Origin of the sequence: Haemophilus sp. HMSC068C11 (genome assembly GCF_001815355.1) — a bacterium.
GTDB lineage: Bacteria > Pseudomonadota > Gammaproteobacteria > Enterobacterales > Pasteurellaceae > Haemophilus_D.
The window spans coordinates 18,932-44,218 of sequence record NZ_KV820360.1 but is presented as its reverse complement, the minus strand read 5'-3'; the positions used below and the strand labels follow the sequence as shown (position 1 = coordinate 44,218).

Annotated in this window: 24 protein-coding genes; 12 read left to right on the top strand and 12 right to left on the bottom strand. The window is 39.0% G+C overall.

Annotated features, from left to right (window positions below):
• Nucleotides 1-37 precede the first annotated feature (37 nt).
• The 10 genes from HMPREF3020_RS01985 to HMPREF3020_RS01940 form a co-directional block, all read right to left on the bottom strand.
• Nucleotides 38-1,408, bottom strand: a complete 1,371-nt coding sequence (locus HMPREF3020_RS01985) for a sodium-dependent transporter (RefSeq protein ID WP_070775377.1) — start codon at nt 1,406-1,408, stop codon at nt 38-40.
• A gap of 26 nt (nt 1,409-1,434) precedes the next feature.
• Nucleotides 1,435-2,070 (bottom strand): endonuclease III, encoded by a 636-nt coding sequence (gene nth / locus HMPREF3020_RS01980; protein ID WP_049373472.1) that lies wholly within the window; start codon nt 2,068-2,070, stop codon nt 1,435-1,437.
• Nucleotides 2,067-2,777, bottom strand: coding sequence for an electron transport complex subunit E (locus HMPREF3020_RS01975; RefSeq protein ID WP_070775376.1), 711 nt, complete (start codon nt 2,775-2,777; stop codon nt 2,067-2,069). The genes nth and HMPREF3020_RS01975 overlap by 4 nt, the downstream gene beginning before the upstream one ends.
• 10 nt (nt 2,778-2,787) lie before the next feature.
• Complete coding sequence (gene rsxG / locus HMPREF3020_RS01970; RefSeq protein WP_049371031.1) at nt 2,788-3,414, bottom strand: electron transport complex subunit RsxG; 627 nt, start codon at nt 3,412-3,414, stop codon at nt 2,788-2,790.
• Nucleotides 3,414-4,496: an electron transport complex subunit RsxD gene (rsxD, locus tag HMPREF3020_RS01965; protein WP_070775375.1), complete on the bottom strand. Its 1,083-nt coding sequence runs from the start codon at nt 4,494-4,496 to the stop codon at nt 3,414-3,416. The genes rsxG and rsxD overlap by 1 nt, the downstream gene beginning before the upstream one ends.
• A 36-nt stretch (nt 4,497-4,532) precedes the next feature.
• Nucleotides 4,533-6,839 carry an electron transport complex subunit RsxC gene (gene rsxC / locus HMPREF3020_RS01960; RefSeq protein WP_070775374.1) on the bottom strand — a complete coding sequence of 769 codons (2,307 nt, stop codon included), beginning with the start codon at nt 6,837-6,839 and terminating at the stop codon, nt 4,533-4,535.
• Nucleotide 6,840: 1 nt separating this feature from the next.
• Complete coding sequence (gene rsxB / locus HMPREF3020_RS01955; RefSeq protein WP_070775373.1) at nt 6,841-7,425, bottom strand: electron transport complex subunit RsxB; 585 nt, start codon at nt 7,423-7,425, stop codon at nt 6,841-6,843.
• Between the two features lie 70 nt (nt 7,426-7,495).
• Nucleotides 7,496-8,074 carry an electron transport complex subunit RsxA gene (rsxA, locus tag HMPREF3020_RS01950; RefSeq protein ID WP_032804147.1) on the bottom strand — a complete coding sequence of 193 codons (579 nt, stop codon included), beginning with the start codon at nt 8,072-8,074 and terminating at the stop codon, nt 7,496-7,498.
• Between the two features lie 101 nt (nt 8,075-8,175).
• Nucleotides 8,176-10,329 (bottom strand): YccS family putative transporter, encoded by a 2,154-nt coding sequence (gene yccS, locus HMPREF3020_RS01945; protein WP_070775372.1) that lies wholly within the window; start codon nt 10,327-10,329, stop codon nt 8,176-8,178.
• Nucleotides 10,330-10,428: 99 nt separating this feature from the next.
• On the bottom strand, nt 10,429-11,085 hold the full coding sequence (locus HMPREF3020_RS01940) for a curli polymerization inhibitor CsgI-related protein (RefSeq protein WP_070775371.1): 657 nt from the start codon (nt 11,083-11,085) through the stop codon (nt 10,429-10,431).
• Between the two features lie 121 nt (nt 11,086-11,206).
• Between HMPREF3020_RS01940 and HMPREF3020_RS01935 the strand changes: the two genes are divergently transcribed.
• From HMPREF3020_RS01935 to cspD, 5 genes are all read left to right on the top strand, one after another.
• Entirely contained in the window at nt 11,207-11,476 is a 270-nt protein-coding gene (locus HMPREF3020_RS01935) for an acylphosphatase (RefSeq protein ID WP_083315416.1), read from the top strand.
• Nucleotides 11,477-11,546: 70 nt separating this feature from the next.
• Nucleotides 11,547-11,867 (top strand): YqcC family protein, encoded by a 321-nt coding sequence (locus tag HMPREF3020_RS09525; protein ID WP_005696046.1) that lies wholly within the window; start codon nt 11,547-11,549, stop codon nt 11,865-11,867.
• On the top strand, nt 11,868-12,584 hold the full coding sequence (truC, locus tag HMPREF3020_RS09465) for a tRNA pseudouridine(65) synthase TruC (protein WP_070775369.1): 717 nt from the start codon (nt 11,868-11,870) through the stop codon (nt 12,582-12,584).
• 12 nt (nt 12,585-12,596) lie between these two features.
• Nucleotides 12,597-12,761: a YoaH family protein gene (locus tag HMPREF3020_RS09460; protein ID WP_070775368.1), complete on the top strand. Its 165-nt coding sequence runs from the start codon at nt 12,597-12,599 to the stop codon at nt 12,759-12,761.
• A 148-nt stretch (nt 12,762-12,909) separates the two neighbouring features.
• Complete coding sequence (gene cspD, locus HMPREF3020_RS01915; RefSeq protein ID WP_005696050.1) at nt 12,910-13,119, top strand: cold shock domain-containing protein CspD; 210 nt, start codon at nt 12,910-12,912, stop codon at nt 13,117-13,119.
• Nucleotides 13,120-13,200: 81 nt separating this feature from the next.
• On the opposite strand, the gene matP is transcribed toward cspD, so the two are convergent.
• Entirely contained in the window at nt 13,201-13,650 is a 450-nt protein-coding gene (matP, locus tag HMPREF3020_RS01910; RefSeq protein WP_005696051.1) for a macrodomain Ter protein MatP, read from the bottom strand.
• 102 nt (nt 13,651-13,752) lie between these two features.
• On the opposite strand from matP, the gene HMPREF3020_RS01905 reads away from it, so the two are divergent.
• Both HMPREF3020_RS01905 and fabA read left to right on the top strand, forming a co-directional pair.
• Entirely contained in the window at nt 13,753-15,555 is a 1,803-nt protein-coding gene (locus tag HMPREF3020_RS01905) for an AAA family ATPase (RefSeq protein WP_070775367.1), read from the top strand.
• 167 nt (nt 15,556-15,722) lie between these two features.
• Nucleotides 15,723-16,256, top strand: a complete 534-nt coding sequence (gene fabA, locus HMPREF3020_RS01900) for a bifunctional 3-hydroxydecanoyl-ACP dehydratase/trans-2-decenoyl-ACP isomerase (RefSeq protein WP_005698958.1) — start codon at nt 15,723-15,725, stop codon at nt 16,254-16,256.
• Nucleotides 16,257-16,313: 57 nt separating this feature from the next.
• Here the strand turns inward: fabA and ybaK are convergent, their stop codons facing one another.
• Entirely contained in the window at nt 16,314-16,793 is a 480-nt protein-coding gene (gene ybaK / locus HMPREF3020_RS01895) for a Cys-tRNA(Pro) deacylase (protein ID WP_070775366.1), read from the bottom strand.
• Between the two features lie 76 nt (nt 16,794-16,869).
• Between ybaK and HMPREF3020_RS01890 the strand changes: the two genes are divergently transcribed.
• The 5 genes from HMPREF3020_RS01890 to recD all read left to right on the top strand — a co-directional run bounded on the left by HMPREF3020_RS01890 (nt 16,870) and on the right by recD (nt 25,285).
• The gene (locus HMPREF3020_RS01890; RefSeq protein ID WP_070775365.1) at nt 16,870-17,823 is read left to right on the top strand and encodes an oxidoreductase; all 954 of its coding nucleotides are present in this window, start codon (nt 16,870-16,872) and stop codon (nt 17,821-17,823) included.
• 10 nt (nt 17,824-17,833) lie between these two features.
• On the top strand, nt 17,834-19,141 hold the full coding sequence (locus tag HMPREF3020_RS01885) for an NCS2 family permease (protein ID WP_070775364.1): 1,308 nt from the start codon (nt 17,834-17,836) through the stop codon (nt 19,139-19,141).
• A gap of 61 nt (nt 19,142-19,202) precedes the next feature.
• The gene (locus tag HMPREF3020_RS01880) at nt 19,203-19,559 is read left to right on the top strand and encodes a DsrE/DsrF/TusD sulfur relay family protein (protein WP_005696059.1); all 357 of its coding nucleotides are present in this window, start codon (nt 19,203-19,205) and stop codon (nt 19,557-19,559) included.
• A 111-nt stretch (nt 19,560-19,670) separates the two neighbouring features.
• A complete protein-coding gene (gene recB / locus HMPREF3020_RS01875) occupies nt 19,671-23,351 on the top strand; it encodes an exodeoxyribonuclease V subunit beta (protein WP_070775363.1) in 3,681 nt (1,226 codons plus the stop codon).
• Nucleotides 23,351-25,285, top strand: a complete 1,935-nt coding sequence (recD, locus tag HMPREF3020_RS01870; RefSeq protein WP_070775362.1) for an exodeoxyribonuclease V subunit alpha — start codon at nt 23,351-23,353, stop codon at nt 25,283-25,285. Before recB ends, recD begins: the two co-directional genes overlap by 1 nt.
• Nucleotides 25,286-25,287: the final 2 nt, after the last annotated feature.

Sequence of the window (25,287 nt, the reverse complement as noted above, 5' to 3'; positions counted from 1 at the left end):
GTAAAAAGAAACCGAGCTAAATAGCTCGGTTTTTTTATTACATATTACTAATAAAAATCACCAAAATAATCACTGGAACCACAAATTTCACATAGTTAAACCAAATTGTGGTGAAAAGTGAATTTGGCGTTGGTGATAGCTCTTTTTTTGCATCGTCTTTTAACACAAAACCAACGAAAATGGCACAACCAAGTGCGGTCAGCATAAAGAGAATATTGCCGCTGACGAAATCGAAGGCATCGAAAATGCTTTTATCGAAGATGGTGAAGTCTTTCCAAAGATTATCACCTAGAATAGAGGGTACATTACCTAATAAGAAAATCCCCATTAAGGTAACAAAAATCGCTTTACCACGGCGCATTCTGAGCTTTTCTTGCAATGCGGTGATGATGACTTCGTAAATCGTAATTGATGTGGTTAATGCCGCAATAAGCAATAAGCCGAAGAATACGATAGCAAAGAATTTACCCGCCCATAAATGTGAGAATACAATTGGTAAACTTTGGAAAACCAAGGTTGGCCCTGCGTTAGGTTCAATGCCGAATGTGAATAATGACGGAAAGATCATAAAACCACATAACACAGCAATAATGGTATTGGTGAAACCTGTAATAACCGCTGTTTGAATAAGGTTTTCTTCTTTGTTCAAATAGCTAGAGAGGGTAATTAATACACCGAAACCAAGGCTTAATGCGAAGAATACTTGGCCTAATACGAAGATGAAAAGTTTAGGTGTGATTTTGCTGAAATCAGGTTTTAAGTAGAAAGTTACCCCTTCCATTGCGCCAGGTAAGGTGAGGTTACGAATTACCATACCAATTAGGAAGATAAAGAGTAGTGGCATTAAGTATTTCACGGAACGTTCAATCCCGCCAATGATACCTTTCGCCAAAATAATGTAGTTCACCGCCACGAACAAGAAGGTGTAAAGCATGATTTCCCATGGGCTGTTGCTGATATGTAAATCGTAGAAATCTTTGGCCACTTCTTTTGTAATTGGGGCGCTAATATCAAGGGTGTTATTCATCAGACTGATGATATAAGACATTACCCAACCACCTAATACCATGTAATAAGCCATGATACCAAATGCACCAAGAAGCCCCATGTAACCAAGAATCTTCCAATATTTGGAGATGTTTTTACCTTTATCCTGGATTTTGTCGCCAAAGGCATCAATGGAATTCACACGCAAACGGCGTCCGATAACATTTTCTACTAAAATCATCGGGATACCAATGACAATCATCGCGATACAAAAGAGGAGTACGTAGGCACCACCGCCATTTTCACCCACTAAATAAGGAAAGCGCCACGTTGCCCCAAAGCCAACTGTCGCACCCGCAACGGTGAGCACATAAGTTAGTCGGCTAGACCACGTTTGGCGAGATTGATTGTTTGTTGTCATAATATATTCCGTTTGATTTTATTCGTTTAATATTCTGTTTTTTCTTTGTATTCGCAGAGATCTTCAATAATGCAAGCCCCACATCGAGGTTTGCGCGCGGTACAAGTATAGCGCCCATGTAAAATAAGCCAGTGATGTACATCCACTTTAAATTCTTTTGGCACAACTTTGAGTAGTTTTTCTTCCACTTTTACCACATCTTTGCCAGGGGCGAAATTTGTGCGGTTGCATACGCGAAAAATATGGGTATCCACTGCAATAGTCGGGTGACCGAAAGCGGTATTTAACACGACATTCGCTGTTTTTCTACCTACACCTGCAAGAGCTTCTAAGGCTTCTCGATTATCGGGTACTTCACCATTATGTTTTTCAACTAAATCACGGCAGGTTTTAATGATATTTTCTGCTTTGCTGTTATAAAGCCCGATGGTTTTAATGTATTCTTTTAACCCCTCTAAGCCGAGATCTAAAATAGCTTGTGGGGTATTTGCCACAGGGAATAATTTTGCCGTCGCTTTATTCACACCTTTATCGGTCGCTTGAGCCGATAAGATCACCGCGATGAGTAGTTCAAAAGGCGAATTATACTCTAATTCCGTAGTGGGATGCGGGTTTTGCTCCCGAAGTCGAGTGAGGATTTCAATTCGTTTAGCTTGGTTCATTTTTTCATATCAATTCGGTTTTTAATCGCCAGTAGGATGCCTAATCCAATAAACGCACCTGGCGGAAGAATAAAGAGTAAAAAGCTGCTGTCAGCGTGATAAATATGTAATGTCAGGAATTTGGCGCCTTGACCAAATAGGTTTTCAATGCCTTCAAAAAGGGTACCTTGGCCTAAGATTTCACGTAATGCACCTAATACGGTGATACTTAATGCCATACCTAATCCCATCGAAAAACCATCCCAGGCAGCATGTGCTACGCTATTTTTAGAGGCAAAGGCTTCTGCACGACCGATGACGATACAGTTAGTCACGATTAAAGGAATAAAAATCCCAAGTGCTTGATAGAGTGTATAGGTATAAGCATTCATCAATAGTTGCACCACGGTTACGGTGGTGGCAATAATCATCACATAAATCGGAATACGGATTTCATGAGGAATTTGCTTACGAAAGAGTGAAACAACGGTGTTTGTACAGGTTAAAACCAACATAGTCGCCAAACCTAAACCTAATGCATTTGTTGCAGTACTTGAAACAGCCAACAGCGGACAAAGCCCTAATAATTGCACGAGGGTAGAGTTGTTTTTCCATACGCCTTGAATAAAGATTTCTTTCCAAACAGAAGGCGTTTGCGTTATTTCTTCTGAATTTTTAACCGCACTTTGCTCATCAAGTGCGGTCGTTTTTTCGGTTAAATCAGTCATAATAAATATCCTATTGCGCATATTTTTTTGCCATCTCGTTGAGTAATGCCTCATTTTCGAGCATCACGAGAGCAGAGCGTTTTACTTGATTCACAATCGCGCGTGGCGTAATCGTTGCGCCAGAAAATTGGTCGAATTTACCGCCATCTTTTTTGACTGCCCAATCTTTTAGACTTTCCGGTACGATAACTTGGTTTGTAAAACTTAAAATCCAGTCAGAAATGCGAAGTTCGATTTTATCGCCTAATCCAGGGGTTTCATGATGTTCGATGACACGCACACCTAAAACTTCACCTTTTGGAGTGATACCTACTAATAAACGGATATTCCCTGAATAACCATCTGGTGCCGTTGTTTCATAAGCATAGGCAGTTGGTACATGATCTTTAATAGCAAAATAGAGTTTTTGAATGCCTTTGAGTTTATCTTGCTCAGGTGTTTCTACGCTTTCAAGCAAGTTATTATTAAAATAATCTTGAGGGATCACTTGGAGTAATAACGCTTTTTGTTGTTCAGCCATGGCTTCATCAATTTTATCTTTTGTCAGCATATAAATGCCTGCAGAAACAGCGGTGCATGTAAGCGCAATAAAACCTAATAACAAACCAAAACGGGAGGTGACTTTAAAAATACCCATTATTTTCTCCCTTTTGTAAAGTGTCCCGCTACGCGAGGACGGGTGTAGTAGTCGATAAGTGGCACACAAATATTACTTAATAAAATCGCAAATGCCACGCCGTCAGGGTAGTTTCCAAAGTAACGAATGAGGTAGACCAATAATCCGACCAAGGAACCAAATACAAGCTTGCCGCGAGGTGTAATAGACGCTGTGACAGGGTCAGTCGCAATAAAGAACGCGCCAAACATCATCGCGCCGCTAAAGAGTTGGCTAATCATACTTAAATGATGATGGCCTGACATCGCAGTGATAGTCGCTAAGGTTACAAAGGTCACGAGCATTGAAACGGGAATTTGCCAGTGAATTTTTTTCTTTAAGATTAATATAATTCCACCAATCATGAATGCTAGATTGACTTGCCACCAACCTTCAGCAAAGTCAGTCCCGTTTTGTAATAAAATCGGTAATTTTACAAAATCATGGAATACGCTTTCATCGCCTTGATGCAAGTTATAGAAGATTTTGGCACTGTCTAATGGCGTCGCTTGTGTAATTCCATCAATGGAATGGACGAGTTGGCTTAAGCTAAAACCGTCAGTGGTTAAGCCTGTAAAAATTAAAGAAAGAGAATCTGCAAATGTTGGTGGTTCATTTAATAATGAAATCGGTGGCATCCAACTTGTCATTTGTAGTGGGAAAGAAATCAATAGCACCACATAACCCACCATAGCTGGATTGAAAGGGTTTTGTCCCAAACCGCCATAAACATGTTTACCTAAAATAACAGCGGAAAGCGTACCAATTAAAATCACCCAATAAGGTGCATAAGGCGGAATCGCCATGGCTAAAATTAAGGCAGTAAGCACCACACTAAAATCTGAAATATAGACAAGATTTGGCTTGTTACGTAATTTGGTCACAATAAACTCAAGCAATAATGCGAAAGAAATAGCTAAAGCGGATTGCACCAGAACCCCCATTCCAAAATAATAAATCTGTGTGAGCAGAGCAGGCAGCATGGCTGCAATCACCCATAACATAATACGGGCGGTTAATTTGCCTGAATGAGTATGAGGCGAACTCACCATTTTCTTAAACATAATCTTTTCCTGCGTTATTCTGTTTCTTTGGCAGCTTCAGCAGCTGCTTTTTTTTGCTTTAGCTCTTGCTATAGCTGCTGCGATGGCGGCTTTTTTCGGATCTAGTGCGGTTGGGTTTTCATCTGTTTTTTCGACTGCACTTTCAGTTGCATTTGTCGTAACTGTTTCACCTTGAGCCGCGGCTTTCTTGGATTTAGCTCTCGCGATGGCTGCAGCTACTGCGGCTTTTTTCGGATCTAGTGCGGTTGGATTTTCATCTATTTTTTCAACCGTACTTTCAGTTTCATTTGTTGCAACTGTTTCACTTTGAGCGGCGGCTTTTTTCGCTTTAGCTCTTGCAATAGCTGCAGCTATTGCTGCTTTTTTCGGGTCAAGTGCGGTTGGATTTTCATCTGTTTTTTCAACCGCACTTTCAGTTTCATTTGTGGTAACTGTTTCACCTTGAGCGGCAGCTTTCTTCGCTTTAGCTCTTGCAATGGCTGCAGCTACTGCGGCTTTTTTCGGATCAAGTGCGGTTGAGTTTTCATCTGTTTTTTCTACCGCACGTTCAGTTGCATTTGTCGCAACTGTTTCACCTTGAGCTGCTTTCTTAGCTTTCACTCTTGCTAGAGCAGCAGCAACAGCGGCTTTCTTCGCCTCTTTTTCATCAGTTTGTGACGGTGTTGTATCCGTCACAGTGCCTGTATCTACTTGCGCTTGTTGTTTAGCAAGACGGCGAGCTTTACGTTGCTCCATAAGGTCATGGTTATCCGGTAAGATTTCGCCTTTCTCAGATACGATAGTTTTTGTTTCTTTGGTTACTGATGAGTTTGCTTGTTTAGCTTTTAAGCGTTCTAACGCCGCTTTAACCGGGTCTTCACCTTTTTGTTTTGCAAGTTCTTCTCGACGAGCTTCTGCCGCACGTTGTGAACGTGCTTTACGTTCTTGCTCTTCACGTTCCATTCGAGCTTGTTTGGCTTCAAAACGGATTTTAGCCTCTTCGGCTTTTTTCGCTTTTTCTTTAATTTCCCAAATTTTGGCTTTTTCCTGACGGAAATATTGGATAAGCGGAATATGGCTTGGGCAAACATAAGCACACACGCCACATTCAATACAATCTTTTAAGCAATATTCTTCTGATTTTTGGTGATCCTCACTGCGAGCATACCAATAAAGTTGCTGTGGCATTAAATTGACAGGGCAAGCATCAGAACAAGCTGAACAGCGGATACAAGATTGTTCCGGTTCGGGTTCACCATATTCAAAATGATCGGGTGCTAATAAACAGTTAATTAATTTTGTGACGGGGGCGTTGAGATCAGAAAGTTGTAATCCCATCATTGGTCCACCGGCGAAAACCGGGAAGCGTTCGTCATATTGATAGCCAACTTGTGCCAAGATGTGGTCAACCGGTGTACCTAATCGTACCCAGTAGTTACCTTTCTCTGAAATTTTATCGCCCGTAAGCGTGACGACACGCTCGATTAAAGGTTCGTCATTAATGACCGCTCTTTTTACCGCAAAAGCTGTACCGACATTATGCATTAATACGCCAATATCGTAAGAACGTCCGCCACTTGGTACTTCCATACCAGTCAGTAAATAAATAAGCTGTTTGGCTGCGCCAGATGGATATTTAGTCGGAATAACGCGCAATTCAATGTCATTTGCGCCATGCAGTGATTGTTGAATAGCTTGAATGGCTTCAGGTTTATTATCTTCAACCGCAATCACCACTTTTTCAGGGCGTAAGATATAACGTAAGATGCGAATCCCTTCGATCATTTCATCGGTGTAATCACGCATTAAGCGGTCATCACAGGTAATATAAGGTTCGCATTCCGCGCCGTTAATAATTAAGAGTTTAACTTTCTTTTCAGCTGATTGGATTTTGGCGGCAGTCGGGAATACCGCACCACCTAAGCCGGCAACACCTGCTTGATAAATACGATCAATGAGTTGTTCAACAGGTTGTGTGAAAAATTCTTCAAGTGGAAATTGCTCACGCCATTTATCTAAACCATCCGCTTGAATATGAATCATATCCTCGGTTAAACCAGAAGGATGGGGTGCGACATGTTTCCCGATAAATTTTACGATACCAGAAGTTGGGGCGTGAACAGGCAAGGTTCTTAAGCCATCACCTTGTGTTAAAGGTTGGCCTTTAAGCACATAATCGCCTTCTTTGACTAATACATTACCCGCTGAACCAGCATGCTGTTTAATTGGTACATAAAAATCATGAGCCAGTTCTGATTGCTGAATAGGGGATTGGTTTGATTGAGATTTCATTTCAGGTGGATGAATCCCGCCTTTAAAATCCCAAATTTTGCCGGAGTTAAATCTTGTTAATACATCAGCCATATTATTCCGACTCCCCAACCACTAATTTTTTCTCGATTTCTGTGGTGTTTACAACCGGAATGACTAATTTAGGATCAAACTTCCAGTTCCAATTATCAATATCTTTTTTCACTTTAATCATGGAAATACAATCTGTTGGACAAGGTGCGACGCAAAGTTCACAGCCTGTACAGAGATCGGGAATAATAGTATGCATGGCTTTGTTTGTACCAATAATGGCATCAACAGGGCAGGCTTGAATACATTTGGTACAGCCAATACACATATTTTCATCAATAAAGGCAACCATTTCTTCTGGTTCAGCGACATCATCCATTGCAGGCACATCAACGCCCATGATTTCGGCAATTTTTACGACTGTTGGACGACCACCAGGCACGCATTTTGTGATAACGTCACCATTAGCAATCGCTTCAGCATAAGGCTTACAGCCAGGATAGCCGCATTGCCCACATTGGCTTTGCGGTAAGATGGCATCAATTTTTTCGACGATAGGATCAGCTTCGACTTTTAATTTAATCGAAGCAACACCTAAAATCGCACCAAAAATTAAAGCGAGAACGGTTACTGAAATTAAGATAAACATTATTTTTTAGTGTTATTCCAAAATAATCCGAGAAAAATCACTGTTACAGTAATAAACATTAAGAGATAAATCATTTTACTAATCCGGCGAAGCCCATAAAGGCGAGAGACATCAAACCGGCCGTAATTAATGCGATAGACGAGCCACGAAATGTAATAGGCACATCTGCAGCAACAAGGCGTTCACGCAATGCGGCAAATAAAACTAAAACCAGCGCAAAACCTAAAGAGGCGCCAAAACCATAAATAACGGATTCGGTTAAATTGTGTGCCAAATTGACGTTTAATAATGCCACACCGAGTACCGCACAGTTTGTGGTAATCAGTGGTAAGAAAATCCCTAGTAAGCGATAAAGTGATGGACTCGTTTTATTGATTACCATTTCAGTAAATTGAACCACGACGGCAATTACTAAAATGAACACTAATGTGCGCAAGAAGGTGGCATTTAGTGGCATTAAAATATAATTATCGACTAAATAAGAACACAATGAAGCTACGGTTAATACGAACGTCGTAGCAAGCCCCATACCAATCGCCGTTTCAATCTTTTTGGATACGCCCATAAATGGACAAAGTCCTAAGAATTTGACCAAAACAAAGTTATTGATTAATGCGGTGCTGATAATGAGTAGAATGTAATGTGTCATTGCGTCTAAATTTATTTTACATAAGTGGCGTATTATCTCTATTTATCGCACTGAGAACAATAAAAAATTTGGGGTAGTGCGGTCAGTTTTTCCTTTGTTTTTTATTTGGTAATCGATTCTTTCTGACTATGTTGGAAATAGCGATATAGCTGCGGTAGCAATTGAGAAATCAAATTAAGCTGCTGATATGGTAACGCAAAGACCGCATTGTTTTTAGTTTGCGTTTCATCCCATTGAATTTTTTTTAGGCTCTGTTCAATACTATTTTGGAGCTTTTCAAAGATTTCTGGACGAAGCTTTTCAATATTTTCCAGTGCATATAAAACCTTTTTCGCAACAGGATAAAAATCTGACAAAAATTCGGTAGTTTGTTCTAATTGCGCCATTTTATTGCGATAGGCCCCTAAAGCAGAAATATAGCTCAATAAGGAATAATTCATTTTTAACAAGTCAAAACCTTCCTGCAAATAAGCCTGATATTTCTTCGGTTCGTTGTTCATATTGGAAAGTGTGGTACTTAATGCTGCCGCATATTGATGGGCATTACGGCGTGCAATACGGTATTTTAAATTATCGCTTTTACCAAATTGCAGTTGGCTAATAATGTGCAAGAAATATTGTGCATCACTTTGAATCGCTTGACGGCTCACTTTATCGAGTTGCAGATATTTCCAATCCGGCCATAGATAAGAAACGGCAAACCATGCAATGGCTGAACCTAATACAGTATCAATGAGGCGAGGGAAGAGCGCTGATTGTGTGTCAAATCCCATTACATCGAAACTGATCAATACTTGCAAGGTAATAAAGAACGTGGAGAAACTGTAATTATTACTTCGGAAGAAGAAAAAGAGCGTACTGGTCACCACCATTAAGCCTAGTTTCATCTCTAATGTTGGGTTGAGATATGGCAATAAGGAGCCAATAATTACCCCTAAAATCGTGCCAATAATACGCTGGCGTAATCGTACTTTGGTTGCAGAATAGTTTGGCTGACACACAAAGACTGCAGTAAGTAAAATCCAGTACCCCAAATTAAATTGGAAAAATTCAACAATTGCGCAACACAAAAATACCACGATAGACAAACGTACAGCATGACGGAAAAGTGGTGACTCAAAAGTGAAGTTACTTCCAATAACAGAAAGAATATTTTTTAAGCCCGTAATTTGTTCGGTATGGATCTGTGCAGTTTGCTCATTTTCAGTAGTTTCTTGCTCAAGCTGACGTAACTGCCAGTTAATGCTTTGCAGGTTATCAATAAGTGTTTGAAGGGCAAGCAACACATTGTTTTGATTGGTATGTTCTTTACTATAAAGCTCAAGGGATTGAATTGTCCCCATTAATGCTTTTTCTACGCGAATATTATAGTGATAAGGCGTATTTTGACGCAGGCAAGCCGTAATATCGTGACAGGCTTGCGCTTGTAATTCGAGCAAGCGCTGAATACGGAAAATTAAATCTGTATTTTTGAGTTGTTCTGCAATTTGTCGATAATCAAAATGTGTCGAATTTGCACGCTCATGAATGTCTTGCGCAGCAAAATAATAGCGGATCATGCGTTGTGTGCGAGCATGGCGATGTTGCCCACGAATACGATAGAAAAGAGCTGTTCTCGCTTGATTGAAGGCATCCACCACATTGGTGTTTTTCATCGCAAAATTAAGGTGTTTTTTCTCGATTTCATCAATCTCATCAGGATCAAAAAATTCTGATTTTGCATCTAGATAATTGCCTAAGGCACAAAACGCTTTTGCCACACTTTCTTGTACAGGACGATTTGGAAAAAAGAGATAGACGATGATGGTCACAATACTGTAGAGCAAAGTACCTAATAAAATCATTACAGGATTGATAAACCAACTCGCAGAATTATCCGGTGTATAAGTGAGGGTGGTATAAATGGCTACCACCAGCGTACCAAAAGCAATGGTGCGATAACGTTCACCTACGGCGCCAACCATCGTAAATAAAAAGGTGATGATGGTCATCAGCAATACGTATTGAATGGGTTTACCAATATTGAGTTGAACGATGAAGGTTGAAATAGAAAAGGCAATTAATGTGTAAAAAATATTTTTTAATCGTCCGGTAAGACGATTATCTAAATCCACTAAACCGCCTGCAATAATCCCTAAAATTAAGGGCATAGATTGCGTGGAAATATCAAAAAACCAGACGCCGAACGCTGCGATATTCACTGCAATAAAAATAGGTATTGAAGCGATTACTTTTGCATTAAGCCATTGGTTCATGTTGATATCCTTGCTTATTATTTAAATGACTAAAAAATGAATGACAAAAAAGTGAGCGGGAAGGCTCACTTCTTTATCAAAGTGCGGTTAAAAAAACGATTATTTTTGTTTTTTTGCCCAGTTTAAGAAACGAGTTTGGGTTTCTTTATCGGCTTGTTGGAACCAGTATTGTAATTGTTGTTCAGCAACGTTTTCACCTTGCACAACAACTTTGCCTTTCGCTGCTTTTCCTGATGCTGCAGGCATCATACCTACTGCAGGTACTGCTAAAGCTGAAACCGCTGCGGGTGCATTAGATGCATTATACTCAGCGAGGTCATTAACAATATTCGCTGATGGGAATAAACCTTCTTGTTTTAAGGTATCCACTTTAGCATCAATCACATTACCTGATTTAGTTTTAACGGTAATTTGTGGTTGTGCATTAAATTTTTCGCCATCTTCTTGCGAACGAATTTTTTCTGCAGATAACACAACATCATCAGCCGTACCTTTGAAGGTCACAATAATAGGATTAGACTCAAAAAGTCCTTGGCTAGAACCAGTACCGACGATTTCACCTAAACGTACCACAACTTGTTGTGTTTGGTCAGCTTCAGCATTGAATGATTTTTTTTCTTTTAGAAGGGATTTGCTGGCTTTTTGGCCGTTGATTGCAAGAAACTCAAGGTTTGATGACGTGGTGACCGTACCGGCTAAACTGCTCGCACTGACTGCAAAGGCAACAACACCTAATGCAAACTGACATAATTTCATAATTACTCCTTTTATTTTTTGAATGAAATTAGATGATTGTAATGCTATGCTAAATTTTAAAAAATGGGAATAGGAAAGTGCGGTTAATTTTTAAAAAGTTTTTGTAACAAAGGAGCAAATCATGGCAAAACGATTTGTCGTATATGGTCGAGTTCAAGGTGTCGGGTTTCGCTATTTTACATGGAAAGAAGCAGAGAAAATTGGTATTAAAGGCACGGTAAGAAATTGTACAGACGGCAGTGTCGAAATCATTGCGGAAGGCAATGATGACCAACTGCAACACTTTTATGATTGGTTAAACGTCGGGCCAAGAACCGCAAGTGTTGAACGGGTCTTAGTCGATAATATTGAAGATAAACGATATCCTGACTTTTCGATTATTCATCGTTAAAACTGACCGCACTTTACAGTGTGAATTGATGCTCGTAGAATACGCCGCTTATTTATAGATAGGAAAAATCATGCGTAATCAAACAAAACTTCATCTTCAACAATTACAACTTGCTATGCAAAAACTTGATTTATGGCAAGCGGTTCCACCTTCACAAGATGCCTTTTTAAGTGAAGAGCCTTTTGCTATTGATACTATGTCACCAGAAGAATGGTTGCAATGGATTTTTATTCCAAGAATGTTTGCCTTACTTGAAAGTGGTGCTGAATTACCTTCAAAAATTGCGGTGTCACCTTATTTAGAGGAAGCATTTAAAGAAGCAGAAGAAGATTTTTTAGTTGAATTATTAACACCGTTACGTGAATTAGAAGCCTTATTACAAAATCAATAAATGTTAGAAATCTTATATCAAGACGAATATCTTGTCGCCGTTAATAAGCCTGCAGGCATATTGGTACATCGTAGCTGGCTTGATACTCATGAAACGCAATTTGTGATGCAAACCTTGCGCGATCAAATCGGGCAGCATGTTTTTCCGATTCATCGATTAGACCGACCTACATCAGGTGTTTTGCTGTTTGCTTTAAATAGTGAAATAGCAAATTTAATGTGTCAGCAATTTGAACAGAAAACAGTGCAAAAATCTTATTTAGCGATTGTGCGAGGGTATTTGCAAGGCAAAGGACAAATTGATTATCCACTTAAAATTCAATTAGATAAGATTGCGGATAAGTTTGCGCAAGAAGATAAAGCGCCTCAAGAGGCAGTGACGGATTATGAGGGCTTAAACATTGTGGAAATGCCTTATGCGGTAGGGCGTTATCAAACCACGAGATACTCCTTAGTGAAGCTAACCCCCCAAACAGGCAGAAAACATCAGTTACGACGTCACATGAAACATATCTTTCATCCTATTTTAGGGGATACGCAATATGGTGATTTACATCAAAATCGTGCATTGACGGAACATTCAGGCTGCCAGCGTTTATTTTTACACGCAGATACACTTATTTTTGAACATCCTATTCATTCAATAAAAATAGAAATTAAAGCTAATTTAGATGAACAATGGATGAAAGTGATGGAATTATTTAATTGGTCTATTTAACGAGAAGAAATAATGTTAGATATTAATTTAACCCACGAACAGCAACAAAAAGCAGTAGAGCAAATTCAGGAATTAATGGCACAAGGAATGAGCAGCGGTGAGGCCATTCAAATTGTGGCAAAAGCATTGCGTGAAATTCATCAAAAAGGTGAGAAAGAGGCTTCTGACAGTGAATAAATAAAAATTTTTGTGATCAATGTATCATTTTTAAAGTTTCCTTGTTGCATAAAAAAATAAAATGTTTGAATATATTTCCAATTGAGGTGATAAGGCATGAGTCTTATTGTTTTTAAGTATTAAGGGCGAAGCCTAATAGAGGTCTACTATGGAAATTGGTGTAGTAAAATGGTTTAATAACGCAAAAGGATTTGGATTTATTTCTGCAGAAGGCGTGGATACAGACATCTTTGCACATTATTCAGCAATTGAAATGGATGGTTACCGTTCATTGAAAGCGGGACAACGCGTGCAATTTGAAGTGATTCACGGCGACAAAGGATCTCACGCCACAAAAATAATTCCGATTGCGGAATAAGCGAAACGCTAAAACGTTTCAAAATCTTCTCTATTTAGCATAATCAAAAGCCAAGGTTTCGGCCTTGGCTTTTTTTTCATCTTATTTATTGAGTAAGTTTTTCAAACCGGCTTTCATTGCTGTCATTTGGCTTTCATATAATGCTTTGCTTTCACGTTCATCAATCATATAAGTGATGGTTTCAGAAAGTGTCATTTTCATTTTTCTTGAATATTTAGACAAACGAAGCCAAACGCCATATTCTAAATCAATAGATTTTTTCTTCGTTGATTGTTTTTCTGCATTAAAAAAGCGTTTACGTCTTGCACGAATAGCCTGATCAAGCTTAATAGGTAAATCAAGAGAAAGGTGATTTTTAATCCATTCCTCGATTTTTTCAGGATAATTCTGACATTCTATTAATTCTTGAACTTTGCTTTCTTCTAAGCTTTTTTCTTCGTAACGGGTAATTTTTTCCCCTTCGCGATGTTTGCGAATGAGATAAATCCATTTCCAGTTTGCTTCTTGGTTTTCTAATTTTTGATATTTCATCGTTTTATTATGCTTTTTAGTGACGTGGTAACCTCATAAATATACGCGCTTTAAACAAAATTTTCCAGTAGATTTTTATAACGGATTTTCACTCAGTGTGAAGTGTGCGATAATACCGCCAATTTAATTAAAGCGAGATATGTCGTGACTTCAACATCTTCGGAACAAGCCTTAAATTGGCAAGCCTTACAACCAGAATTATCGATTACTGAACTTTCAGCTGAAAAGGCTGATTTTTGGTCATTACAAAAACATGCCACAAAAGCGATTTCTTTATTCTTAAAACAACCTCGTCGTTCTTTGTTGATTTTAAAAGCCGATGATCAAGCAGAATATGCAGATTTATTGGCAGAACTTATTCGAAAAGAACAGCCAAAAGAGCGGTCAGTTTTTGGGGTAAATTATGTGGTTGAGCAAGGAGATTCTTTTTCTTTCCCTCGTATTTATACCGAGCCAGCTCAATCTCTTGCTGATAATTTCGCCGCACAAGGTGATGTGTTGAAGGCATTACACGCTGATCAATTTAGCCTTTTTGGTAGTGTACGTGTTCATCCAAGTTCGCAAGATATTTTGCTTACACCAGGTTTAGTGCATCAAGCCAATGGTGGCGTTTTGATTTTAAGTGCAGCAACGATGCTAAACCAATTTGATTTATGGCAACGCTTAAAACATATTTTACAAACACAAACTTTTGATTGGTATTCAGCCCATCCATTTAAAACCTTGCCTTGCGATATTCCAAGTTATCCACTTAATTTAAAAGTAGTGATTTTAGGCAATCGCACTGAAATTGCGACCTTAGGTGAGTTAGAAGAAGATCTTTATAGCTTGGCTGATTACGCGGAAATTGAAAGCTATTATTCTGTTGCACAACCTAAAGAACAAGAAAATTGGGCCAATTATGTGTTGGCATTAGCCTCAAAATATGAGCTCGATTTAGATTTAACTGCATTAAATAAATTCTATCAGTTACTGGTGCGTGAGAGTGAAGATCGCTTTTTAATTAACATTTCACCGTTAAAAACAACAGAAATGTTACTCAACGCTGCGACGTTGTCACAAAAACAAACCTTAAGTGCGGTTGATTTTGAGCAAGCTTTTAAACAAAAGAACGAACAGCACGGTTTTTTACGTGAACGTACTTATGCGGATATCCTGAACGAACAAATTTATGTAGAAACCAACGGTGAAATTGTTGGGCAGATTAATGGCTTGTCTGTGATTGAATATCCAGGCACCCCCGTTTGTTTCGGTGAACCTTCTCGTATCAGTTGCTTAGTGCAGTTTGGTGATGGTGAAGTCGTGGATGTGGAACGTAAAAACGAATTAGCGGGTAACCTTCACGGAAAAGGCATGATGATTTCTGAAGCTTGCTTGGCTAGTATCTTAGAGTTGCCATCACAGTTACCATTTTCTGCGTCTTTAGTGTTTGAGCAATCTTATGGTGAAATTGATGGTGACAGTGCGTCTCTAGCTATTTTCTCCGTATTAGTCAGCGCGTTATCTGATTTGCCGTTGCCACAAAATATTGCCATTACCGGTACCATTGACCAATTTGGTTTGGTGCATGCGGTAGGTGGAGTGAATGATAAAATTGAAGGCTTTTTCACCATTTGCCAACGTCGCGGTTTGACGGGTAAACAAGGTGTGATTATTCCTGCGACGACGATTCAACAACTAAGCTTATCTGATGAAGTGGTTGAAGCGGTGAAAAATGAGCAGTTCTTTATCTATCAAGTCGAGGATATTTATCAAACAGCCAAAATTCTATTTGGCCGCGATTTATTGGAAGAGAAAGAAGAATATGCGAAGGGCAAAGAGCCTATTGCACGTTTAATTCAAAATAGAATTGCTTTCCGTTCGGAAACGCCGAAAAAAAACTGGTTAGATTTCTTTAAATCTTAATTTCTTAAAGCGAACCTTGAGTTCGCTTTTCTTTTATCTTAATTTTACTGACTGATCCGACAAGTTGAGCTAACAAGTGTTCGCTGTTTACATTTCTTATAAATCCCCATAGAATCTGCACTTATTGTTTGTAACCAAGCAAAACTACATATACAAGGAAATGAAAAATGGAAAACACCTGTACACCAAACATTAAAAGCAGCTACACCTATGAAGATTTATTAGCTTCTGGTCGTGGTGAATTATTTGGTAAAGAAGGCCCGCAACTTCCAGCACCAACGATGTTGATGATGGATCGCATTGTGAAAATGACCGAAGATGGCGGTGCGTTTGGTAAAGGGTATATTGAAGCGGAATTAGATATTCATCCAGATTTACCGTTTTTCGGTTGCCACTTTATCGGTGACCCAGTCATGCCAGGCTGCTTAGGTTTAGATGCGATGTGGCAATTAGTGGGTTTCTTCCTTGGCTGGGTAGGCGGTAAAGGTAAAGGCCGTGCATTAGGCGTAGGTGAAGTGAAATTTACTGGACAAATCTTACCAACCGCGAAAAAAGTGGTTTATCGCATCAATATGAAACGCGTAATTAATCGCAAATTAGTAATGGGAATGGCTGACGGTGAAGTGGAAGTAGATGGTCGCGTTATCTACACCGCAACTGATTTAAAAGTTGGTTTATTCCAAGATACATCAAGCTTCTAATTCAAATAAACACAACATCATATAAAAATAGCCCGAGTTAATCGGGCTTTTCTTTTTCTATTCTTCGTCAATAATATCGACAAATTCAGCATTCAGTAATTTGGCTAAATCCTGTGGGGATAATTCAACGCTTAATCCACGTTTCCCGCCTGAAACAAAAATCGTATCAAACTCAAGTGCGGTCGAGTTTATCACTGTTTTTACCCGTTTTTTTTGACCTAATGGGCTAATGCCACCGACTAAATATCCCGTACTTTTTTGTGCGGCATCTTTATCGGCCATTTCAACTTTTTTCACACCAATTGATTTTGCGGCTTTCTTTAAACTCAACATATTTGCCGTGGAAAGCACAAAACACGCCAATTTTTTCTGATCACCATTTTCGGCGACTAAAAGTGTTTTAAAGGATTGGTGCGGATCAAGTCCAAGTTTTTCAGCAGCTTCATCGCCAAAATGCGTATTGTTAGGGTCATGATCGTAAGTATGGAGAGTAAAAGGAATTTTATTTTTCTTTAGTAAATCAATTGCTGGTGTCATCTGATTTCCTTATGTATTTATGCGTCTTTTTTCTGTAGAATGAATCGGTTCAGAACATTTTACAGCGGAGAGAAAAATGGACGCAAGCCTAAATATTGCTATTGCAGCAGAATTTGATCTATGTGAAAAAATTGCCGAAGCACTTGAACAAAGTGAGCTAGATGTAGGCAAAATTTCTATCGTAGAAATTTATCCTTTTGAAGAAGAGCAAGCGGTGCGTTTTCGCAATAAAGCCGTTGCTCAATTAGCCACTGATGAGATTGAGTGGGATAGCATTAATTATCTTTTCTTCGCAGGCCAAATTGACCAAGCCCCCTTATTAGCTCAAGCCGCAGAAAGTGGCTGTGTGGTGATTGATTTAAAAGGGATTTGCTCTGCATTATCTGATGTTCCTGTTGTTGTCCCAACAATCAATGAAGAAAATCTGACTGAATTAAGACAACGTAACATTGTGAGTTTACCCGATCCACAAGTGAGTCAATTAGCTTTATCTCTATTACCAATCGTTCAACAAACAAATTTAACTCAAGTCTTTGCAACGTCACTTTTACCAGCTTCTTATACAGATGGTGAAACCGTGAATAAACTTGCTGGACAAACTGCTCGTTTACTGAATGGTATGCCATTAGAAGAAGGTGAAACCCGTTTTGCCTTTGATGTGTTTCCACAACAAGCGGCTAATTTAAATCTGCAATTACAAAAAATCTTCCCGCAGTTAGACAATGTCATTTTCCATCAAATTCAAGTGCCTGTCTTCTACGGCATGGCACAAAAAGTGACGGCACTTTCAGATTATGAATTTGATTTCCAACCACAACAAAGCGAATTAATTGAATTACACGATAGCCTTATTACGCCCGTGATTAATGGTGAAAACGAAAATGGTGAAGAAAGCGTAAAATTGCATATCAGCCAACAAAGTGCGGTTGAAAATGGCGTCGAATTTTGGACAGTTGCCGATGAACAACGTTTCAATATTGCCTTGTTAGGAGTGAAGCTACTTGAATCGATTTATCACCAAGGCTATTAAGGGGGAAACAATGCAACAATCTTTACTTGAACGCCTTTTTTCGATTAAAGAAAAGGGCAGTACCACCAAAACCGAAATTATCGCTGGTATCACAACATTCTTTACCATGGTGTATATCGTGTTTATAAACCCATCCGTATTGGGTGATGCGGGAATGGATAAACAAGTTGTTTTCGTTACCACGTGTTTAATTGCTGCACTGGGTACCATTGCGATGGGATTATTCAGTAATTTACCTATCGCCCTTGCACCTGCTATGGGATTAAATGCGTTTTTCGCCTATGTGGTAGTCGGTAAACTCGGTTATTCATGGGAAGTGGGCATGGGTACCATTTTCTGGGGATCGATTGGTTTATTTGTTCTCACCTTATTCCAAATCCGTTATTGGTTAATGGCTTCGATTCCGCTTTCACTGCGCGTAGGAATTGGTGCAGGAATCGGCTTTTTTATTGCCTTAATTGGGTTTAAAAATATGGGATTGATTGTCGCGAATCCTGCAACCTTAGTGGCATTAGGCAATTTACATGATCCGAAAATTCTGCTTGGCGTATTAGGTTTCTTTATTATCGTAGTTTTAGCTGCACGTAATATTTTCTCTGGGGTTTTAATTTCTATTGCGGTAGTCACTGGTTTAGCGCTTTTAATTGATGACCAAGTTACCTTCCACGGCATTGTTTCTATGCCACCAAGCTTAGGTGCGGTTGTAGGAAAAGTCGATATTGCTGGTGCTTTAGATACGGCTTTGCTCGGCATTATTTTCTCTTTCCTTTTAGTAAACCTATTTGACTCATCAGGCACCTTATTAGGCGTAACCGATAAAGCAGGTTTCAGTGATGAAAAAGGTCGTTTCCCGAAAATGAAACAAGCCCTTTATGTGGATAGCGTGAGTGCTGTGGTTGGTTCTTATATCGGAACCTCAGCTATCAGTACCTATATTGAAAGTGGCGCAGGGGTTTCAGTCGGTGGTAGAACAGGTTTAACGGCAGTAACAGTTGGTATTTTATTCTTACTTACTATTTTCTTCTCGCCGCTTGCTAGTGTCGTGCCGGCTTATGCAACCGCAGGGGCATTAGTCTATGTAGGGATTTTAATGGCATCCAGTCTTATTCGTGTACACTGGGATGATTTAACTGAAGCAACACCTGCTTTTATCACTGCAGCGATGATGCCATTTACTTATTCTATTACTGAAGGTATCGCATTTGGTTTTATTAGCTATTGCGTCATGAAGGCCTGTACAGGTAGAATACGCGAGATCAATGCCCCTGTGTGGGTGGTGTCTTTATTATTTGTAGCCAAGTTCGTTTGGGTTGGCTGATTTCATAAAGGCGTAATTTATTACGCCTTCATTCTTATAGCATTGTAACAAGGAGTGCGTCATGCAAAATATTCTTTTTATCGTCAATGATTCCACATATAGCGGAGAAAAAACGTTTAATGCTGTTCGTTTCGCCATTAATATGAAAGAAGAGCACAGCAAGGATGTGAATATTAAATTATTCTGCTTTTCTGATGCGATTTTATGCGGTATTGCTGGGCAAAACCCAAATGAAGGTTTCAATATCCAACAGCTTATCGACATCTTAGCGGCACAAGGTGCTGAAATTAAATTATGCACCAGCTGCGTAAAAGCACGTGGTTTATTAGACGCTAAATTAATTGACGGCGTGACCCTTGGTACCTTAGATGATGTATCCGAGTGGACATTATGGGCGGATAAAGTTTTAACGTTCTAAAATAATAAGATAAAGATTAAAGTGCGGTGAAATTTCACCGCATTTTTTATGGAAATCCCTCAGCTAAATCCCTACAATAGGGGCACTCTAATGTTTACAGAAAAATAAAAAATGAGCCCAAAATCAACCGCACTTAATGCCATTTCATTACCCTTAAATCAAGTCAATTTAATTGAAGCCTCTGCCGGTACAGGGAAAACCTATACCATCGGTTCTATCTATCTTCGTTTACTTTTACAGGCTGGTGAGAATTGTTTTTCTCGTCCGTTGAATGTGGAAGAGATTTTGGTCGTAACCTTTACTGAAATGGCGACGGAAGATTTAAAACGCAAAATTCGGGAACGTTTAACGGCGGCAATTTTGGTTTTTTCTGAATATTATGAAAAGCAAGATAAGGCGATTTTTACTGGGGAACATCAATTTTTAGCGGAGTTGTTGCCTTATTTAGAGGATGTTCCCACTGCACTTCGCCGCTTAAAGCTGGCCGAACAAAATTTAGATTTAGCCTCTATTTATACCATTCACGGTTTTTGTCGCCGAATGCTGATGCAACATGCTTTTAATTCAGGCGTACATTTCAATTTAAAACTTCTCAAAGATCAGTCTGATTTACTCAAACAATTTGCAAATGAATTTTGGCGGGAGCATTTTTATTCCCAACCTTTCGAGATTGCTAATTTTATCTCGAAAGAGTTAGGTTCGCCTGATGATGTGCTAAGTATTTTAGAATCGGATTTAAACAAAGATGTATCGGTAGCGACGGACAACCAACAAAGCTTGTCGTTGTCAATTGATGAATTTTTACAGAAAAGTGTGGGAGAGCGATTAAAAGCTGTTGAAGCTTTAAAAGTTTTTTGGTTAAAAAATGTAGATAAAATTTCCTCCATTATCATGGAGGAAATAACAAAAGATTATCCAAAAGATCAGCTCACATCTCTCAGTCGTAGAAGCTACCAAAAAGAACGTCTTAAAACATGGATTGAACAGATTAATGAATGGGCAAATAATCCACTAGACTATGAAATTCATGAAATATTAAGGAAGTATTTTTTACAATCTTCGATTGAACAAAAATACGAAAAGCCGACAGAAAAAACGAAAAATAAAAAAGCGGCTATACCGTTTTATGCTCCAATTTTTGCGGAACTTGAAGAATTGGTTGAAAAACATCAACCAAGTGATTTATTAAAAAAAATCATTCTTTATCACTATCGTCAAGGTATTCAAAAGAAACTTCTTGAATACAAAGCAAATCACCCTGAAAAATCCTTTGATGATTTATTACGCTTATTGAAAGAGGCATTACATGGTGAGGGCGGAGAACAGTTAGCGGAATTAATTCGTTTTCAATATCCTTTTGCCATGATTGACGAGTTCCAAGATACGGATGCGTTGCAGTATCAAATTTTCTCTAAAATTTATCGTAATGAAACCGCGTCTGGCAATGTTGGCTTTATGATGATCGGGGATCCAAAACAGGCGATTTATCGCTTCCGTGGTGCCGATATTTTTACATATTTAAAAGCAGCAAAAGAAGCCAATGAACGTTTTAATTTAGGCATAAATTATCGTTCTTCTCAACCTTTAGTGGAAGGGGTAAATCGATTATTTGATTTTAAAAATGATCCCTTTATTTATGAAAATATAGAATTTTTAAATGTAGGCGCAGCCAAGAAAAATCTTGTTTTTCAGCTAAATAATCAGCCTGAGCCAGCCTTCCGTTTTTACATTAATGATAAAGACGAATCCACCCAGCAAGATTATGCGAAAGCTTGCGCAACATCGATTCAGCAATGGTTAAAAAGTGCGGCTGAAAATCCGGTTGTTTTTCCAAATGAAAGTAAAGCGGAAAATCAAACATTGCGAGCAGAAAATATTGCCGTTTTGGTGCGTGGTTATACCGAAGCGGATCTAGTGAAAAAAGAATTGCAAGCACTCGGTATTGCTTCGGTTTACCTTTCGGATAGAGGAAATGTCTTTGAGAGTAACACAGCAAAAGAACTGGCCCTGATTTTGCAAGCCTGTTTGAGTGTGACGGAACGTCCAATTTTAAATGCAATTGCGACCGCACTTTTCGGCTTAAATGCAGCTGAAATTCACCAAATTCATCATGATGAAATTCAGTGGCAACGTTGGGCTGAAAAATTTGCAGAATATCAACAAATTTGGCAACGCCAAGGCGTCTTGCCGATGTTGCATCATTTACTTTTAGCTGAAAATATCACAGAAAAACTCTTATCTCGGCCTGATGGCGAGCGAAAACTGACGGATTTGTTACATTTAGCTGAAATTTTACAGCAAGCAGCGGCATTAAATGAAAGTGAAGCGGCATTATTGCGCTGGTTTGAAAAGCAAATTCAAGATGAAGGTCGTCAAGAAGCACAAATTCGTTTAGAAAGCGAACGTCAGTTAGTGAAGATTGTGACTATCCATAAATCCAAAGGCTTGGAATATGATTTGGTTTGGTTGCCATTTTTAGGTAATGAAGCAAAAGACCCAACAAAATCAGGCAATCAGAAGAAACTGTTTAATTTATATTATGACAGTGACGAAGAGAAAATCTTGTGGGATATGCAAGATCAACACTTGGATGATTTAACAGAAGAAGTTTTTGCGGAAGAATTGCGTTTGCTTTATGTAGCATTAACCCGAGCAAAATATCAAATGGCCTTTGTGTTACCGAAAGCCTTTGATAAAAAATGGAATGCTTTATTGTATGTTTTAACGCAAGGTGAAATTGGTCGAAAACTCGATTTGCCAAATAATTGGGACACGCAGCCATTATTGGAAAAGTTTAAGCAGCTTTTACCCAATGATGTAGCGATTGAATTAACCGATGTGTTACAAGCCAGTGAACCACTTACCTTAAATCTTTCTCAAGAAAATTTAAGTGCGGAAATTTTCCAAGGTGAAATTGAACAAGATTGGCGAGTGACCAGCTTTAGTGGCATCGAACAAACACATCAACGCAAAGCTTATTTGAATGAAAGTGCGGTGAAAAAATCGCTCATTTTTGATGATGCGAAAGATTATGATGCATCGATTTCAACAGAAAATATCCCTGAAAATCTGACCGCACTTGCTCATGATCACGATGAAATGGTTCTAGATTTTCCACGGGGAACGCAAATCGGTACGTTATTGCATCGTTATTTTGAAAAGGTGCCTTTTGCTCAACTTTCTGAGAAAGAAAACATTGAAAAATTATGTCAGGATTTAAATCTTGCAGAAGAGCAATTTGTAGCAGTTCAACAGTGGTTTGCACAAATACTCAGCACGCCAATTTTGCCAAGCGATGATTTTACCCTTGCTCAAATTAACGAAAAACAATGCTTAAAAGAGTTGGCGTTTTATCTCAATATCACAAGCCATTTTGATGTCGCAGGTTTTAACCGAGCGTTAGCAACCTTACATCATTTGCCATCAGAACCGTTACAGTTTGATGATATTCAAGGCATGGTGCGAGGCACAATGGACTTAGTTTTCTGCCATCAAGGTAAATATTATTTGCTTGATTACAAATCGAATTTCTTGGGTGAGACATTAAAGGATTACGATCAAGCTGCATTGAAAAAAGCCATGTTAGAGCATCACTATGATTGGCAATACTTGTTGTATGTGGTGGCATTACACCGTTATTTAAAAACACGTTTACCTCACTACGATTACAACCGAGATTTTGGTGGTGTGGTCTATGCATTTTTACGAGGAATGAATGGTTCGCCACAATCGGGCATCTTTTTTGATAAACCAGATTGGCAATTAATCCAACAATTAGAGGAATTATTTTAATGTTAAGCCTATTAAAATCCTTGCAAGAACAAGGTGTGATTACTCAAGGCGATTATTATTTTGCTCAATTAATTGCTGATAAACAAAAAGATAAAGGCTATGCCGAACCCGTACAAAATTTAGCGATTTTATTAGCCGCACTTTGCAACTGGAGCTATACACAAGGCAATACTTGTTGTGTGTTAGATCGTTTCTTAGAACGTAATTTATTTGGTTTGGCTTATCGTCATACTGAAACGGATTTTTTGTCGCTTATCAATGAAAAGATTGGTTCGCTTCCTGTATCAAAATGGCAATCAGCCTTAGCGGGGCATATTGCTTTTACACAAGATCCTGAAAATCAGATTGCGCCTCTCGCATTTCAATTTGGGGCTATTTATTTCTATCGAGCTTGGCAAGATGAATTCCGCGTGGCGCAATATATTAAAAATGCCTTGAAAAATAACCGCACTTTATCAGTAGAACCGCAACAAATTCGAACCTTATTGGATCGTTATTTCCCTCAGCAACAAGCGCAAGTTGATTGGCAAAAAGTAGCCGTCGCAACGGCGGTAAAAAGTCCATTTTCTGTGATTACAGGTGGACCGGGAACAGGGAAAACCACGACTGTTACTCGCTTGTTATGTGTATTACAGGAATTATTTGGTGGAAAACTTCATATTAAATTGGTTGCACCAACGGGGAAAGCCGCGGCTCGTTTAACGGAATCCATTGAAAATGCCTTGGCACAAATGCCGATTTCAGATGAGTTACGTGCATCGATTCCTAAAACCGCAGAAACGCTGCATCGCTTACTAGGCGTTCGACCTTTTACCGATAACGTGAAATATCATGCTCATAATCCACTGCAAATTGATGTATTAGTAGTGGATGAAACCTCGATGATTGATTTGCCGATGATGGCGAAACTGGTGCAAGCGTTGAAACCCGAAACACGTTTGATTTTATTGGGTGACCAAGCTCAATTAGCCTCAGTGGAAGCGGGAGCGGTATTAGGGGAAATAGCACAGTTTTTAACGCAAGATTATAGCCCTGCTCAAGCCGATTATATCCATGCAACAACAGGCTATACCGTTCCAACTTCAGATGAACATAGTCCGTTGCGTGATGCCATTTGCCATTTAACCTTTAGTCGTCGTTTCCGAGATGATTCGGGCATTAAACAACTTGCTGAGCAAATTCAACAAGGAAAAGGTGAGGGCAGTGTAGCAACCTTTGCGGAATATCCACAAGAGTTGCATTTCCATCATTTTAATGAAGAACAAGACGTTAAAGAATCTGTTCGCCAAGTGGTGAAAAGTGCGGTCGATAATTACCGTGTTTATTTAACCCAGCTTCAAACTTATTTTGCTCAGAAGAAAGATCTCAATGCAAAATTTATAGATGAAAAGGGCAACGAAAAAACTTATTCAGAAGCAATTTTAGACCGTTTTAATTCGGTGAGATTTTTGACCGCACTTCGTGCTTCGGCATTAGGTGTAGAAGAGTTAAATCGAGAAATTGCTTTGGCATTGCGTGCTGAGAAATTACTTTGGTTCCGTCAAGAGGACGATTGGTATATTGGTAAACCAATTATGATTACGGAAAATGATCATAATGTGAAACTGTATAACGGTGATATTGGCTTGTGTTTAGCTAAAGGCAAAGTGTGGTTCGGCAATCGAGAAGTTTCGACCAGTCGTATTCCCGCTCACGAGCCTGCATTTATGATGACGATTCATAAATCCCAAGGTTCAGAATTTGATCATACCGTCATGGTATTACCAACAGAACCCAATCCAGTGCTTTCACGAGAGCTGGTATTTACCGGTGTTACCCGTGCGAAAAATCAACTTTCCGTATTTGCTAATGAAAAAATCTGGCAAAGTGCGGTCAGAAATACGGTAAAAAGACAAAGTGGTTTAGGAAAGTTATTACAGGAAAAAGAGGAGTAAGA

Excerpts from the sequence above, each read along its gene's own strand:
- HMPREF3020_RS01985 (WP_070775377.1), bottom strand. The coding sequence starts at position 1,408 with ATGACAACAAACAATCAATCTCGCCAAACGTGGTCTAGCCGACTAACT.
- nth (WP_049373472.1), bottom strand. The coding sequence starts at position 2,070 with ATGAACCAAGCTAAACGAATTGAAATCCTCACTCGACTTCGGGAGCAA.
- HMPREF3020_RS01975 (WP_070775376.1), bottom strand. The coding sequence starts at position 2,777 with ATGACTGATTTAACCGAAAAAACGACCGCACTTGATGAGCAAAGTGCG.
- rsxG (WP_049371031.1), bottom strand. The coding sequence starts at position 3,414 with ATGGGTATTTTTAAAGTCACCTCCCGTTTTGGTTTGTTATTAGGTTTT.
- rsxD (WP_070775375.1), bottom strand. The coding sequence starts at position 4,496 with ATGTTTAAGAAAATGGTGAGTTCGCCTCATACTCATTCAGGCAAATTA.
- rsxC (WP_070775374.1), bottom strand. The coding sequence starts at position 6,839 with ATGGCTGATGTATTAACAAGATTTAACTCCGGCAAAATTTGGGATTTT.
- rsxB (WP_070775373.1), bottom strand. The coding sequence starts at position 7,425 with ATGTTTATCTTAATTTCAGTAACCGTTCTCGCTTTAATTTTTGGTGCG.
- rsxA (WP_032804147.1), bottom strand. The coding sequence starts at position 8,074 with ATGACACATTACATTCTACTCATTATCAGCACCGCATTAATCAATAAC.
- yccS (WP_070775372.1), bottom strand. The coding sequence starts at position 10,329 with ATGAACCAATGGCTTAATGCAAAAGTAATCGCTTCAATACCTATTTTT.
- HMPREF3020_RS01940 (WP_070775371.1), bottom strand. The coding sequence starts at position 11,085 with ATGAAATTATGTCAGTTTGCATTAGGTGTTGTTGCCTTTGCAGTCAGT.
- HMPREF3020_RS01935 (WP_083315416.1), top strand. The coding sequence starts at position 11,207 with ATGGCAAAACGATTTGTCGTATATGGTCGAGTTCAAGGTGTCGGGTTT.
- HMPREF3020_RS09525 (WP_005696046.1), top strand. The coding sequence starts at position 11,547 with ATGCGTAATCAAACAAAACTTCATCTTCAACAATTACAACTTGCTATG.
- truC (WP_070775369.1), top strand. The coding sequence starts at position 11,868 with ATGTTAGAAATCTTATATCAAGACGAATATCTTGTCGCCGTTAATAAG.
- HMPREF3020_RS09460 (WP_070775368.1), top strand. The coding sequence starts at position 12,597 with ATGTTAGATATTAATTTAACCCACGAACAGCAACAAAAAGCAGTAGAG.
- cspD (WP_005696050.1), top strand. The coding sequence starts at position 12,910 with ATGGAAATTGGTGTAGTAAAATGGTTTAATAACGCAAAAGGATTTGGA.
- matP (WP_005696051.1), bottom strand. The coding sequence starts at position 13,650 with ATGAAATATCAAAAATTAGAAAACCAAGAAGCAAACTGGAAATGGATT.
- fabA (WP_005698958.1), top strand. The coding sequence starts at position 15,723 with ATGGAAAACACCTGTACACCAAACATTAAAAGCAGCTACACCTATGAA.
- ybaK (WP_070775366.1), bottom strand. The coding sequence starts at position 16,793 with ATGACACCAGCAATTGATTTACTAAAGAAAAATAAAATTCCTTTTACT.
- HMPREF3020_RS01890 (WP_070775365.1), top strand. The coding sequence starts at position 16,870 with ATGGACGCAAGCCTAAATATTGCTATTGCAGCAGAATTTGATCTATGT.
- HMPREF3020_RS01885 (WP_070775364.1), top strand. The coding sequence starts at position 17,834 with ATGCAACAATCTTTACTTGAACGCCTTTTTTCGATTAAAGAAAAGGGC.
- HMPREF3020_RS01880 (WP_005696059.1), top strand. The coding sequence starts at position 19,203 with ATGCAAAATATTCTTTTTATCGTCAATGATTCCACATATAGCGGAGAA.
- recB (WP_070775363.1), top strand. The coding sequence starts at position 19,671 with ATGAGCCCAAAATCAACCGCACTTAATGCCATTTCATTACCCTTAAAT.
- recD (WP_070775362.1), top strand. The coding sequence starts at position 23,351 with ATGTTAAGCCTATTAAAATCCTTGCAAGAACAAGGTGTGATTACTCAA.